The following is a 14,455-nucleotide window of genomic DNA, read 5'->3' as shown; positions in this document are numbered from 1 at the left end:
AGTGCAAGGCGAGAGGAGTGCCAAATTTATTTGAGCACTTCCGGGTCGCAGCCTATCCAAACGGCAGCCTTTTTTGTCGTAAAGATAACAGTTTTACCATTATAAGCGTAAGAGTGAGGGTAAATATTATGGCGGCGCCGGGCGGAACCTCGAAATTGTAGCTGACGACAAGCCCTGCGACGTTGCCCGCCACAGCCACGAGGGGTGCGGCGAGGGCGATGGTGCGGTACGACCGCGAGAGCGAGTTGACGATCACCACGGGCATCGTCACGAGCGAGATCAGCAGCACGATGCCCATGATGCGGATCGAGAGCACGATGGTCACCGCCACCAGCGCGGCCATCAGATAGGAGATCACGCGCGTGGGGATGCCCCGGCTGCGGGCGAAGTCGCGGTCGAAAGCCGTGTACATCACCGGGCGGAGCCACAGCAGCGCCCCGGCGATGATCACCGCCGTCAGCGCGGCGAGGGCCGCGACGTCGCTGTCGGTCACGGTCACGATGCTGCCGAAGAGGTAGGCCGACAGATCGCCCGAGGTGTAGCCCGGGCGGAGGCTCATAAAGAGCGCGCCGACGGCCATGCCGACGGACCAGATGATGCCGATGGCCGAATCCTCGCGGATGCGTCCCCGGCTGCCGGCCCATTCGATGCCCAGCGCCGAGAGCACGGCGAAGATCATCGCCCCGGCGATCGGGTTGGCGCCCATCCAGAAGGCGATGCCCAGTCCGCCGAACGAGGCATGGGTGATGCCGCCCGCGAGGAACACCATGCGGCGGCAGACGACGTAGGTTCCGATCACTCCGCACGTTATGCCCGACAGCACGCACGCCGCGAGCGCGTTCGAAAGGTAGCCGTATTGGATCAGGTCGCTGAAAAATCCCATGTATTCCTTATAATTGCGCGCAAATTTACGCTTTTTTATCGGAAAAGCCTCCTCCTTTCGCGCAGTTTTCGTAATTTCGTGCCGGAAAAACACGAATCCATGCAACCTCGCAGAGTCAATTTTCATACCTTGGGCTGCAAGCTCAATTTTTCGGAGTCCTCGACCCTCGCCCGCGAGTTCGAGCGCGGCGGTTTCGTGCGCGTCGCGCCCACGGCCGAAGCCGATATTTGCGTCATCAACAGCTGTTCCGTCACGGAGCACGCCGACAAGAAATGCCGCAACCTGATCCGCAAACTCCACCGCCGCAACCCTGAGGCGATCATCGCCGTGACGGGATGCTACGCGCAGCTCAAGCCGCAGGAGATTGCCGCGATAGAGGGTGTGGACATTGTGTTGAGCAACAACGATAAGGGGGCGTTATTTAAACGAGTGGTTGAACTGTCGGGCAAGGGCCGGGCGCAGGTGTACAGCTGCGAAACCGATTCGCTCACGTCGTTCTTCGCGGCCTTTTCGAGCGGCGACCGCACGCGCGCCTTCCTCAAGGTGCAGGACGGGTGCGACTACTGCTGTTCCTACTGCACGATCCACTACGCCCGCGGTTCGAGCCGCAACATGCCCGTCGCCGACCTCGTGGCCGAGGCGCGGCAGATCGCTGCCGGGGGGCAGAAGGAGATCGTCCTGACGGGCGTCAACACGGGGGATTTCGGCCGCACGACGGGAGAGCGGTTCATCGACCTGCTGCGGGCGCTCAACGAGGTCGAAGGGATCGAACGCTACCGCATTTCGTCGATCGAGCCGAACTTGCTGACCGACGAAATCATCGCATTTTGCGCCGCGTCGCCTAAATTCATGCACCATTTCCACATTCCGCTCCAGAGCGGTTCGGACCGGATTCTGGGCCTGATGCGCCGCCGCTACACCACGGCGCGCTTCGCCGAGCGGATCGCGGCCGTGAGACGGCTGATGCCCGACGCCTTCATCGGCATCGACGTGATCGTCGGGTTCCCGGGCGAGACGGAGGCCGATTTCCGCACGATGTACGATTTTCTGGCGGGACTCGAACCCGCTTTCCTGCATATCTTTCCCTTCTCGGAGCGTCCCGGGACGCCGGCCGTCGACCTGCCCGGCAAGGTGCCTCCGTCGGTCGCCACGCAGCGCGTCGCCGAACTGGAGGGCCTCTGCGAACGCCTGCACGGCGTGTTCTGCGCCCGGGCCGAAGGCACGGAGGATACGGTGCTCTTCGAAAGCACGCGCCGCGACGGCATGATGTTCGGCTTCACGGGCAGCTACCGCCGGGTGAAAGTCCCCTACGACCGTTCGAAGGTCAATGCCGTCTGCCGCGTGAAACTCGGCGCGATGGACGAAACTCACGATTTGTTGGGGGAAATTCTGGATTAATCACTATATTTGCAGGAATGGAAATTTAAAACGCTATGACGGGTTTGCGCAAACGGGTGACGGTCGGTTTTTTGAGCATCGTCTGCCTGCTGTTTTTTTCGGGTATGGTCTCGTTTCTCGAATTGAGCCACCTGAGCCGGGATACGGGCGAGATTCTCAAGGCCAACAAACGGAATATCGAGCTGGCCAAGGAGATGCTCGATGCTGCGCACGAGCAGAACATCGCGTTGATCCGCCTTTCGGTTTTCGGCGACAGGTCGTGCGACAGCCTTTGCCGCAAGAGCATGGAGCGGCTCGAAAACACGCTGCTCGTGGCCCAGAGCGAGGCGCTTGAGAAGTCGTTCCTCGACTCGCTGGCCTTCGCCACGACCGAGCTGCGCCTCGTGACGGACAACTACCTCGCCTTCGGGGGCGCCGCCCGTGCCGACTCGCCGGCGGCCCTGCGGCCCGATTCGCTGGGCGGCAGGTGGTACAGCGAAGAGTACCAGGCCCTTTACGGCCGTCTTACGGCCGCCATCAAGAGTTATATGACCTCGACGCAGAGTTCGCTGGTTCCGCGCGCCGAGCAGATGAAGAAAAACGCCTACCGCGCCGTGACGCCCGTGCTGATCTCGCTGGCCGTGATGATCGCCATCGTGCTGATGCTCTTTTACTTCATGTCGATCTACTGCGTGACGCCCATCGAGCGGATGAACAAGGGGCTGGGCGACTGGCTCTCGTTCCGAGTGCCCTTCGCCGTGAAGGGCGACCTCAAGGACGAGGTGCTCGAACTCAAGGAGAAAATCGAGTCGCTGATCAACATTTCCAAACAGACCAAATCCTGATGCGGCGATGCGGGTAGACGTGGTTTTACGGTATATCGGGGTCGTGATGCTCTTCATTGCGATGTTCATGCTGCTGTCGGCGGGAATCTCCTACCTGAGCGGCATGGATTCGGCGTTCTATCCCCTGCTGCTCTCCTCGCTGCTCACGGCCCTGCTGGGCGCCTTTCCGCTGATCTTCGTGGGCAAGCGCGAGCAGATCACCAACAAGGAGGGGTTCTGCATCGTCGTCGGGGCGTGGCTCGTGGCCTGCGTCGTGTCGATGTTCCCCTACCTGATCTGGGGCGGGGAGTTCTCGCTGGTCAACGCCTGGTTCGAGAGCGTCTCGGGCCTCACGACCACCGGATCGACGATCCTGAACGATGTCGAAGCCCTGCCCCGCGGATTGCAGTTCTGGCGCATGTCGTCGACGTGGATTGGCGGTATGGGCGTGGTGATGTTCGCGCTGGTGGTCCTGCCGTCGATGGGGCGCAGCAAGATGATGCTCTCCAACGTGGAGCTTTCGACGATGGCCAAGGACAACTACCGCTACCGTTCGCAGATCATCGTGCAGATCCTGCTGGTGGTCTATGTGGGGCTTACCGTGCTGTCGACCGTGCTGCTCAAGATGGCGGGCATGAACTGGTTCGACGCCCTGTGCCATGCCATGTCGGCTTGCGCCACGAGCGGATTCTCGACCAAGAACGCCAGCATCGCCTATTTCAACAGTCCGGCGATCGACACGATCCTGATCTTCGCGATGGCCACGGCGGGCGTCCATTTCGGGCTGATCTACGCCACGGTGACGGGCAAGCGCAGCAACATCTTCCGCTCGGAGGTGACGTGCTGGTACTTCGGGATGCTGCTCGCGGGCGGCGTGCTGATCGCCGTCAGCCTCTTCGCCGCGGACATCTACCCCACGCTGACCGCGTCGTTCCGCTACGCGATGTTCCAGTTCGTGTCGGTGGTGACCACGACGGGTTTCGCTACGGCCGACTCCAACACGTGGACTTCGTTCGCCGTCATCCTGCTGATTTTCGGCTCGATCGTCTGCGCCTGCGCCGGGTCCACGGCCGGCGGCATCAAGGTCAACCGCCTGGTGCTGGCCGGGAAGATGATGCGCACGCGCCTGCGGCAGCAGCAGCATCCCAACGCCATCATCCGCATCCGCCTCGACGGCGTCATTCAGGAGAACGAGGCCCTGCACGCGGTGATGATCTTCATCGTCACCTACCTGATGTTCATACTCGCCGGCACGGTCTTCGGCACGATGCTCGGCGTCGATCTGACGACCAGTTTCACCGGGGCGGTGGCCTCGATGGGCAACGTCGGCCCCGGGTTCGGGGAGGTCGGCTCGATGGATAACTTCTCGGCGATGCCCGCGGCGTTCAAGGTTTCCAATTCGCTGCTGATGCTGCTGGGGCGTCTGGAGATTTTCGGACTCATACAGATTTTTTTCATTAAATGGTGGAGGTGACCCAAACTATGTTTCGCAGGATTCTCATATACGCGCTGGGTGCGGTTTTCCTAACCGCCGGCGGAGTGCGGGCGCAGCAGCCCGAGGTCGAAGCCCGCATTGCGGGGCTGGAGGGAAACGCCGAGTACATGTCGCTGCTCCGCGAGGATGCGCAGTTGCAGATACGCGAGGATTCGATCGTCAACGCCGTGGAGCGCATGCGCCGGCAGCTGCGCGAGGACCCGGGCAAGCGGCAGCAGTATTCGCAGGAGATTTTGCAGCTCGAAAGCAGGATTTTCGAAATCCGCAATGCCAAGGGACGCCTGATCGACCGTATCAACACCATCGAGCAGGAGTGGGTGCTGGCCAGCCTGAACGGCGCGGCGCAGCAGCCTGCGGCGTCTGCTGAAAAAAGCCCTGCGGAGGCGGTCCCCGACTCGCTGAAGGTCCGCAATCTGGTGGACAACCTCTATTTCCGCGAACACCTCCCGGCGGAGGATTATGCGGCCCTGCGCGACGCGCAGCGGCAGGAGATGCGGGCCGTGGACTATGTCAATCGCTATTTCGCCAACCATGGCACGCTGACCGAGCTGGCCGAAACCTACGCCGCCGTGCAGACCGAGGCCGAGGCGATGGAGGTTTTCGAGCGTTACAACGCCTTGCAGGGCGTGAACCGCGCGCTGGCCGACTCGCTCGCTGCGACGTGGAACTCGATTTTCGACAACAAGAGCTACGCCTACGGCTATCTGCTCGACAAGATGGGCGAGGAGGAGGTGCTCGCCCGCGAGGAGGAGGCGCTTTCGGAGGCTTCGCGCCAGCTGTCGGCCTTGCAGGGCGAGACGGCTTCGGACGCCGTGGCGGACTATTTCCTGCGCAAACGGGTCGTCGTCGACTACGAGGCCGCCGTGGCCGGAGTGCTGGCGCTGGACGCCGCACGCGATTCGCTGCGCGGCGTTGCGGCGCAGCTCGAATCCATCGACTACCGCCTGCCGAGGGTCGAAGTCGCCGAGCGTTACTTCCTCGACTACGACAGCGTGGCCTTCTCGTCGAAGCCGGTGTACTCCTACCAGAATCCCATTCCCGAGTGCCGGGTCTATGCCAACGGCACGATCTACCGCATCCTGCTCGGAACGTTCAACACCAAGCGCGCCGCCGCGACTTTCCGGGGCGCCTATCCGCTCTTCTACCTGATCAACGACGAGGGCAAGTGGTGCTACTATGCGGGCGGCTTCGCCACGCTGGCCGAGGCCGAGGCGGCGCAGGCGCTGCTGAAAAAGCGCGGGTTCGTGCGGCCCGAAATCGTGGTGTGGACCGACGGCGCGGCCCGCAACCTTTCGCTCGACCCCGAGGCGGCGAAAGTCACCTACCGCGTCGAGATCACCGGGACCGACGCCCTGTCGGACGAAGTGAAGGGGGTGATCGCCGCAACGGGCGAAGGCTACGAACTTTCGCGCGTGGGCAGCCAGCTCTTCGTCGTGGGGGCTTTCGACGACCGGGCCGTCGCCGACCGTCTTGCCGAGTCGATACGGCAAACGGATGCCGCACTGGAGGTAAAAGTCGCCGAAATCGCAGAATAAATCGGAACCCGGATGAAATTTATCGCAGAATTCGTCCGGGTTCTGAATTTTTTACCTATCTTTATTGCAATATTCCACAAGCCTTATGGAGATGTTCTATATTGTACTGCTCGTTTTTTTCGGCCTGCTGTTCCTGGTGGCCGAATTGGTCCTGCTGCCCGGGGTGTCGATCGGGGCCGTGCTGGCGCTGGTCTGCTACGGCAGTTCGGTGTACCTCGCCTTCCGTGATTTCGGTCCCGTGACGGGGACTGTCGTCATCCTCGTCATTCTCGTATTGTCGGTCATCGCCACCGTCGTCTCGCTGCGGGCCAAGACCTGGCAGCGTTTCTCGCTCAAGCAGGAGATCCGGTCGTCGTCGATGCCCGTCATTCCGGCCGAGGAGTTGCAGGTCGGCGACCGGGGCGTGACCCTCTCGCGCCTCTCCCCGATGGGCAAGGTCGAGATCGGAGGCCGCACCTACGAAGCCAAGTCGCAGGGGGCCTATGTCGACCAGCAGCGAGATGTCGAGGTCGTGGGATTCGAGAATTTCAGCGTTATCGTAAAAACAATCAAATAAGCTAAATTATGGATTTTCAGGGTGGAATGATCGTGTTGATCGTCTTCGTGAGCCTTTTTGCGATCTGGCTCCTCTTCTATTTTATTCCGGTGGGACTGTGGTTCTCGGCCCTGGTGTCGGGCGTGCGTATCAGCCTGCTGCAACTGGTGCTGATGCGTTGGCGCAAGGTCCCGCCCTCGACCATCGTTTCGTCGATGATCGAGAGCACGAAAGCCGGACTGAGCCTCAATCCCAACGAGCTGGAGGCCCACTACCTCGCGGGCGGCAACGTCACGAACGTGGTGCACGCGCTGGTTTCGGCCCAGAAGGCCAACATCATGCTGGATTTCAAGATGGCGACGGCCATCGACCTGGCGGGCCGCGACGTGTTCGAGGCCGTGCAGATGTCGGTCAACCCCAAGGTGATCAACACGCCTCCCGTGGCCGCCGTGGCCAAGGACGGCATCCAGCTGATCGCAAAGGCCCGCGTCACGGTGCGCGCCAACATCAAGCAGCTGGTCGGCGGCGCCGGCGAGGAGACCGTGCTGGCGCGTGTCGGCGAGGGCATCGTTTCGTCGATCGGCTCGGCCGCGTCGCATAAGATCGTGCTCGAAAATCCCGACTCCATTTCGCGCGTGGTGCTCGAAAAGGGCCTCGACGCCGGAACGGCCTTCGAAATCCTCTCGATCGACATCGCCGACATCGACGTGGGCAAGAACATCGGCGCCCAGTTGCAGATGGACCAGGCGCAGGCCGACAAGAACATCGCCCAGGCGAAAGCCGAGGAGCGGCGTGCGATGGCCGTGGCGCTCGAACAGGAGAACAAGGCCAAGGCGCAGGACGCCCGCGCCAAGGTGATTCTCGCCGAGGCCGAAGTGCCGCTGGCCATGGCCGAGGCGTTCCGCAACGGCAACCTGGGCATCATGGACTACTACAAGATGAAGAACATCATGGCCGACACGCAGATGCGCGAGACCATTGCCAAACCCGAAAAGAAATAGTTTTGACGGATTTGTTATCAGGGGGTGCGCGTCGTGCGCGCCCTTTTTTGTGAAAGATTCAGACAGTTATGAGAAAGTGCCTTTTGATTCTGTTTTTCGCCTTTGCCGCGGCGGGAGCCTCCGCTGCGCAGATCGACACGGTGGCGGTTTTCAGCGCGAAGATGCAGCGCGAAATTCCGGCGCTGGTCGTGGTTCCCGATGCCGGCGTCGGGCGGCGCATGCCCGTGCTCTACCTGCTGCATGGTTTCGGCGGTTCGTACACGACGTGGCAGAACATCACCGACCTGCGTCCGCTGGCCGACGCCTGCGGGATGATCGTCGTCTGCCCCGACGGCGCGAACAGTTGGTATTGGGACAGTCCCCTCGATCCGGCGTCGCAGTTCGAGACCTTCGTGGCGCAGGAACTGCCCGACTGGATCGACGCCCGCTACCTGACGATTCCTTCGCGCGAGGGCCGCGCCGTCACGGGCTTGAGCATGGGCGGTCACGGCGCGCTGTGGGTAGCGCTGCGCCACAAAGACCGTTTCGGGGCTGCAGGATCGACCTCGGGAGGCGTGGACATCCGGCCTTTCCCCGACTCGTGGGAGATGAAGAAACAGTTGGGCGAACTGAAAGACAATCCGGAACGCTGGAACGCGCATACGGTGATCCGTCAGGCCGCTTCGCTCCGGGACGGCGAGCTGGCGCTCGTCTTCGACTGCGGTTATCAGGATTTCTTCTATCAGGTGAATCTGAACCTCCACGAACAGCTGATGCGGCAGGGCGTGGGGCACGATTTCCTGGTGCGTCCCGGTGCGCACAACGCGGCCTACTGGTCCGCGTCGCTCCCCTGCCAGATGCTTTTCTTTCAGCGCTGGTTCGCCCGGAATGCGCCCCAGCCGGCCGTGACGGCCTCGGGGCGGCGTGTGGTGTATATCGGCGACTCGATCACCGACGGTAATTGGGGCAAGGCCAACGGAAAACCGTCGTCGCAGCGCAATCTGTGGGATCGCAACCACCTTTTCGGCAGCGGGTATATGTATTTATGCGCCAGCTATTACCAGGGCTATTTCCCCGACCGCGACTACCGGTTCTTCAACCGCGGCGTGGGCGGTCATGCGTTGGGCGACCTTGCCGCCCGCTGGCAGGAGGATGTGATCGACCTGTGGCCCGACGTGCTGTCGGTGTTTGTCGGGACGAACGATGCGGAACGTCACCTTGGCAGACTGCTGCGCGCCGACGATCCGAAAACGGTTCCCGACTTCGATTTTGCCGACTGGGAAAGGACCTATCGCGGCCTGCTCGATCAGGCCCGGCAGGCAAATCCTGCGTTGAAAATCGTACTGTGCACGCCCTTTGCCGCACCCTGCGGGAAGATCGTTGAAGGCGCATTGGGCGAATATTATCCCCTGCGGCAGCGGATACTGGCACAATGCTGTGTGATCGTGGAGCGAATCGCAGCCGACTACGGTGCGACGCTCGTGCCCTTCCACCGGCTTATCGCCGATCTGGAAACGCGGCTGCCGAACGGCGATGCGACCTATTGGGTGTGGGACGGCATCCACCCCACGCCTGCCGGTCAGCGACTGATGGCCGATTGCTGGATCGGCGCCGCGGCCCGGAACGGTGTTATGGAATGACAAAAGCGAGCCTTCGAAGGCTCGCTTTTGTTTGGCGCGGGGTCAGTAGACCTCCTCGGGCAGCGTTTCGCCGACCGGTTCGCCTTCGAGGTTGTCGCGCCACTTGATCGCCGCGTGCGTGCCGTCGCAGTAGGGTTTGTTGGCCGACTGGCCGCAGCGGCATGCGACCACGCGGTTGCGGATTTCGTAGGTATGGCCGTCTTCGCGCCGCAGGGGAATGCCGCCGCGAATCCACAGGCCGCCGCTGCTGCCGATGGTGACGTCTTCGATCAGCCCGAGACTCGGGGCGAACCGGAATTCGTAGGGGCTGCCCGTTTTTCGGTCCCAGGCCGTCAGCCGTCCGCCGGGGCACATCGACGCTTCGCGGATGGCCAGCTGGCGTGCTTCGGGATCGGCGGACCGCTCGGTGAGCGTCCACGCGTCGCCCCCGGGGTGGCAGAAGCGCGCGAAGACGCAGTATTTCGGATTGTCGGTCATCGTGAGGGTCCCGCCCTCGACGGTCTCGGCCTTGTCGAGCAGCGATTCGTCGGGTGCGGTGAGCCTCGGGTCCCAGGCCGCCGTTTCGTGGCTCCCGTCGCAGTAAGGTTTGCGTTTCGAGGCCCCGCAGCGGCAGAGCGCCGTAGGTTCCGCCTCGGTCGAGAAGCGCCGCCCTTCCTGGAAATACCAGCTTTCGTTCTGCTCGTTGGGCATGATGAACTGCTCGGCCAGCGGCGGGCGTCCGTAGACCAGGAAGGGGCCTTTTTCGGTCACGGTGATGCTGAAGCGCTCCTCGGCGGGAGAACTTCCCGTTTCGATTTTCAATTTCGACATACTATATGCGTTTCTGATTCGTTAGGGAATAGGCGGCAATAATTGTTCCCAAATGCAATTATTCGGACGGGCATGTGGCATTTATTCCGCTTTTTGGTATCTTTGGTGCCGTGACGGCACTTTCGGGAGGGGAAGTTTTGTTGAACCGTGCGCAATTCGGTTTTGCACCCGTCCGACTTTTTATTATCTTTGCCGTTGATTTTGAAACTGAAATAAGAAAAGAATGAACTATATGAAAAGATTTGCAGGGTTGGTTTGCGCGGTTGCGGCCGTCGTTTTTTTTGCTTCGTGCAGCAAGGACAAGGAATCGGGAACGATCGCGTTCGATTCTCCGGCCGTTTTCCTCAATGCGGGCGACGCAGTGACGGTGGGTTTTTCGGCCTCCAACATCGAGAGTTTCTCGATAACGGGCAAACCCACGGGCTGGAGCGATCCCGTTATCGACGCGGCGAACCGCACCATTACGGTCATCTCTCCCGAGAAGTTCGACGACGACAATGATGCCGTAAAGTCGGGTTCGGTGACCCTGACGGGCAAGGTGCACGGCGGATCGACGGCTTCGGCGACGCTTTTCGTGGGTGTGGTCGACTCCGAGGATTTGAGCGGCAAGCCGGCCAACAGTTATCTGATCAACAAGAAGGAGACCAACTACCTGATCGACGCCATGTACAAGGGCGACCTGACCGGGCTGGCGACCTCTTCGGTCGATGTCGTCTGGCAGAGCCAGTCGAATCTGATCCAATACCTGGAGTTGAAAGACGGCAAGGCGTCGTTCTACGTGGCTGCCGACAGCGACGACGGGGACAAGATCAAGGAGGGCAACGCCGTGATCGGGGCCTACGACGCCGGCGGCACGCTGATCTGGAGCTGGCACGTATGGGCTGCGGACTACGATCCCGAAGCCGAGGGCGGTGCGGTCGATTTCAACGGCTATTCGATGATGACCCGCAACCTCGGGGCGCTGGCCGCCGACAACTCGTCGGTGGAGAACATCCTCGCCTCGTACGGACTTTATTATCAGTGGGGCCGTAAGGACCCCTTCATCGGCCCGAGTTCGTACAACGCCGCCAACGGCGCATCGGCCAGCATGTACAACGGCGGCGGCAGCCGCGTCTACCTGCGGACGGCCGCTTCGAGCGCCGAGACGGGTACGGTGGCTTACGCCGTGCAGCACCCGCTGACCTTCATCACGGGCGTCTCCGGTTCGGAGAACGACTGGTTGTGGAGCGCACATTCCGACGATTTGTGGTCCGCTTCGGAAAAGAGCGCCTACGACCCCTGCCCCTATGGCTGGCGGGTGGCTCCGTCGGCCGTGTTCGACGGTTTGAAACTTGTGGGAGCCCCCACGGCGGCGGATGCCGACAAATACGGCTGGGGCCTGACCGATCCGGAGCGGGGAACCTCGTCGCTGTTTATCGGCGCAGGACGCCGCCGTTACGACAACAGCACGATTCTGAACGTTTACAACCCCGTCACCGTGCGCAGCGTGGCCGAGGAGGCGCAGCCTTGGGAGGGTCTTTATTGGACCGCAGGGACGCTGTCGGGTACGAAATCCCCGGCTTTCCACTTCTGGTTCGAGAAGAAGACCACCGGCGGAGGCCTCGAAAACAACGTCCCCTATGCCCGTGCCAACGGCATGTCGGTGCGTTGCGTGAGGGTGCAATAGGGACATCCGGAAGAAACCGAACGACGGACCGGCCTTGATGCCGGTCCGTTTTCGTTTGGTATAACAGTTGCGGGGATAGCGGTACTAAAATCCCCGGCTATGAAAATCAAGACAGGAAAAGGCTCCGTTACGCTCGTCGTGCTGCTGGCAATCTGGTCCGTGTCGGCCATTGCGTCGCTGCCCGGACTGGCCGTCTCCCCTATTCTGGGCGATCTGAACAAGGTGTTTCCCAAGGTTACGGACCTCGAAATCCAGATGCTCACCTCGCTGCCGTCGCTGCTGATCATCCCCTTCGTGCTGCTCTCCGGAAAACTCTCCGAGGGGAGGGACAAACTCAAAATCCTGATCGTAGGACTTTCGATTTTCTTTTTGAGCGGCGTGGCCTGCCTGTTCGCCCGCAGCATGGCGTGGCTCATCGTCATCAGCTGCATCCTCGGTGTCGGCGCCGGCATGGTCATCCCCCTCTCGACGGGCCTGATCGTCGACTATTTCACGGGGGACAGCCGCGTCCGGCAGCTGGGGTACAGTTCGGCGATCAACAACCTCACGCTCGTCGTGGCGACCGCCGTGACGGGTTACCTGGCCGAGGTCAACTGGCATCTTCCGTTCCTGGTCTATACCCTGCCGGGCATCTCGCTCGCGCTGTCGTTTTTCCTCCGGCGCAGCCGCTCCACGCCCGAGCCGGAGCAGAGCATCCAGATGCGCCACAAACGGATCGACCGGGGCAAGCTCGTCGGACTGATGCTCTTTTACTTCTTCGCCACTTACGCCGTGCTGGCCATCGCCTTCTACGCCTCGTTTCTGGTCGACGACTACAAGATCAGCAGTTCGTTTTCGGGTGTGCTGATCTCGTTGTTCTTCCTGGCGATCATGCTTCCCGGGCTGTTTATCGACCGGATCATCCGCGCGCTGAAGCAGAACGTCAACCTCGTGTCGCTGGGGCTGGTCTGCGCGGGGCTGCTGTGCGTGGGGATCTTCCGTGACAAGACGATGCTCGTCGTCGGGGCGTTGCTCACGGGCTTCGGCTACGGGGTGATCCAGCCCGTCATCTACGACAAGGCGGCGACCATCGCTCCGCCCCGCTCGGCGACGCTCGCGCTGTCGTTCGTCATGGCGATGAACTACCTTGCGGTGATGATCTGCCCCTTCATCATGGACATGTTCCGCCATCTGTTCCACACCCACAGCGACCGTTTCCCGTTCTTCTTCAACGCCGCGCTGGTGTTCGCGCTGGCCGCCGTCACCTGGTTCCGGCGCGGGAATTTCACGCTCGGACTCGACGAATCGTATTACAAAAACTGACCGGAGGTCTTGTGAATAACATAAAAAGGTTTATTTTTGTGCTTAAAAGTCGCAAAAATAAACCTGAATGATGAAAAGACAACTCCTTCTTGCGCTTCTGGCGGCGGGCCTCGCCGCTGCACCCGGCTGTGCCGATAAGCGGGATGCGGTTCCCGGCATCCGGATCACGCCGTCGATCAAAACCCGCGTCACGGGGCTTCATTTCGATACGGGCGACTGTATCGGTCTGACCGTCACGAAGAACGGCTCGGATTACGTCCGGAACCACCAGATGACCTACGACGGCTCGGCCTTCACGGCTTCCGGCCTGCTGTGGTACAACGACCTGAACGAAACCTCGACGCTCACGGCCTATTTCCCCTATTCGGCGTCGGGCGTTCCCGACGAGTTCTCCGTGGCGCGGGATCAGAGTGCGGGCTGCGCCTCCTCGGACCTGCTGGGGGCCGTGGCGAAGAACGTGACGCCCACGGGCGCGCCCGTCGGGATGCTGTTCTATCACCTGATGTCACAGCTGACCATCGTCATTACCAACAATTCCGATGCTGCGGTTTCGGGCGTCGCCGTGGGCGGATTCGTCCCGACGGCCTCGGTGGATCTCTCCGTGCCGACGGCTTCGGCGAAAGCCGGCGCGGCGGCCGCTGAAATCGAAACCTTCGAAGTGACGCCCGACGCCTCCTACCGTGCGATTCTCGTGCCGCAGCAGGGGGCGCTGACCGTCACGGTCTCCACGCGCGACGGCAAGAGCCGCAGCAAGACCCTCTCTTCGGCGACGCTCGAAAGCGGCCGAAGGTACGACATGTCGGTGCTCGTCACCAACATCGACATCGAGCTGAAGCTGAGCGGCGAGGTCAGCGACTGGGAAGACGGCGGTTCGCTTGACGAGGGCGACGGCGGGGAGGCTTCCGAACTGGAATACGGCGGCGATACCTACCGCACGGCGAAGATCGGCGGACAGGTATGGATGGCCGAGAACCTGCGCTACCAGCCTGCGGGTACGGAGATCGGCGATGGCGTATGGTATCCCGAGGAGGGGCTTTCCGCGGTGGCGGAAAAAGGGCTGCTGTACGATTATAAGACGGTGACGGGCGGCGCCACGGTCCGGTCCGGGACTCCGCTGCGGGGCATTTGTCCCGAGGGCTGGCACGTTCCCGCATTGGCCGAACTCGAAGCGCTCCTTGCCGCCGGGCCTGCGGCCGGATTTTTCAGGTGCGCCGGATACTGGATCGTGAACGGCACGTCGAACAGGTACGGAGACGCCGACAAAGGTTATCTGATAAGCTGCGAGGCCACGGCCGAGCGGAGCGGCTGCCTGGTTTACAGCACCACGACCGATCCGGTGACCGGCGAGGTTCCGCTCGGATACGGCCTGTCGGTCCGCTGCGTGAAAGACGACGCCGTGCGGTAGACA

The 14,455-nt window shown here is 61.7% G+C and carries 13 protein-coding genes; 11 read left to right on the top strand and 2 right to left on the bottom strand.

The genetic code is table 11. The features are described 5' to 3' along the window. Positions 1 to 52 precede the first annotated feature (52 nt). Entirely contained in the window at positions 53 to 883 is an 831-nt protein-coding gene (locus NQ492_RS15905; protein WP_022061339.1) for a metal ABC transporter permease, read from the bottom strand. A gap of 99 nt (positions 884 to 982) precedes the next feature. On the opposite strand from NQ492_RS15905, the gene mtaB reads away from it, so the two are divergent. The 7 genes from mtaB to NQ492_RS15870 all read left to right on the top strand — a co-directional run bounded on the left by mtaB (position 983) and on the right by NQ492_RS15870 (position 9,269). Further along, positions 983 to 2,281, top strand: a complete 1,299-nt coding sequence (gene mtaB, locus NQ492_RS15900) for a tRNA (N(6)-L-threonylcarbamoyladenosine(37)-C(2))-methylthiotransferase MtaB (protein ID WP_044054003.1) — start codon at positions 983 to 985, stop codon at positions 2,279 to 2,281. Between the two features lie 35 nt (positions 2,282 to 2,316). Further along, a complete protein-coding gene (locus NQ492_RS15895; protein ID WP_138266363.1) occupies positions 2,317 to 3,105 on the top strand; it encodes a hypothetical protein in 789 nt (262 codons plus the stop codon). Between the two features lie 7 nt (positions 3,106 to 3,112). Further along, a complete protein-coding gene (locus tag NQ492_RS15890) occupies positions 3,113 to 4,558 on the top strand; it encodes a TrkH family potassium uptake protein (protein WP_231839861.1) in 1,446 nt (481 codons plus the stop codon). A gap of 8 nt (positions 4,559 to 4,566) precedes the next feature. Continuing rightward, entirely contained in the window at positions 4,567 to 6,114 is a 1,548-nt protein-coding gene (locus NQ492_RS15885; protein ID WP_015546212.1) for a hypothetical protein, read from the top strand. 85 nt (positions 6,115 to 6,199) lie between these two features. Next, complete coding sequence (locus NQ492_RS15880; RefSeq protein ID WP_015546211.1) at positions 6,200 to 6,670, top strand: NfeD family protein; 471 nt, start codon at positions 6,200 to 6,202, stop codon at positions 6,668 to 6,670. Positions 6,671 to 6,678: 8 nt separating this feature from the next. Further along, positions 6,679 to 7,650 (top strand): flotillin-like protein FloA, encoded by a 972-nt coding sequence (gene floA / locus NQ492_RS15875; RefSeq protein WP_022061344.1) that lies wholly within the window; start codon positions 6,679 to 6,681, stop codon positions 7,648 to 7,650. Positions 7,651 to 7,718: 68 nt separating this feature from the next. After that, entirely contained in the window at positions 7,719 to 9,269 is a 1,551-nt protein-coding gene (locus NQ492_RS15870) for an alpha/beta hydrolase-fold protein (RefSeq protein ID WP_083810170.1), read from the top strand. Positions 9,270 to 9,311: 42 nt separating this feature from the next. Here NQ492_RS15870 and NQ492_RS15865 read toward each other — a convergent pair whose 3' ends face one another. Beyond that, a complete protein-coding gene (locus tag NQ492_RS15865) occupies positions 9,312 to 10,079 on the bottom strand; it encodes a CDGSH iron-sulfur domain-containing protein (protein ID WP_015546209.1) in 768 nt (255 codons plus the stop codon). A 74-nt stretch (positions 10,080 to 10,153) separates the two neighbouring features. Here NQ492_RS15865 and NQ492_RS15860 point away from each other — a divergent pair, with 74 nt between their 5' ends. The 4 genes from NQ492_RS15860 (at position 10,154) to NQ492_RS15845 (ending at position 14,452) form a co-directional block, all read left to right on the top strand. Next, positions 10,154 to 10,306, top strand: coding sequence for a hypothetical protein (locus tag NQ492_RS15860; protein WP_153811586.1), 153 nt, complete (start codon positions 10,154 to 10,156; stop codon positions 10,304 to 10,306). Between the two features lie 5 nt (positions 10,307 to 10,311). Continuing rightward, positions 10,312 to 11,745, top strand: coding sequence for a hypothetical protein (locus NQ492_RS15855; RefSeq protein ID WP_044054690.1), 1,434 nt, complete (start codon positions 10,312 to 10,314; stop codon positions 11,743 to 11,745). Positions 11,746 to 11,844: 99 nt separating this feature from the next. Then, positions 11,845 to 13,047, top strand: coding sequence for an MFS transporter (locus tag NQ492_RS15850; protein ID WP_015546208.1), 1,203 nt, complete (start codon positions 11,845 to 11,847; stop codon positions 13,045 to 13,047). Between the two features lie 67 nt (positions 13,048 to 13,114). Beyond that, positions 13,115 to 14,452 carry a fimbrillin family protein gene (locus NQ492_RS15845; RefSeq protein ID WP_015546207.1) on the top strand — a complete coding sequence of 446 codons (1,338 nt, stop codon included), beginning with the start codon at positions 13,115 to 13,117 and terminating at the stop codon, positions 14,450 to 14,452. Positions 14,453 to 14,455: the final 3 nt, after the last annotated feature.

Source organism: Alistipes shahii WAL 8301, assembly GCF_025145845.1.
Lineage (GTDB): Bacteria > Bacteroidota > Bacteroidia > Bacteroidales > Rikenellaceae > Alistipes > Alistipes shahii.
The sequence above is the reverse complement of the archived record's forward strand: the minus strand, read 5'-3'. Positions and strand labels throughout refer to the sequence as shown.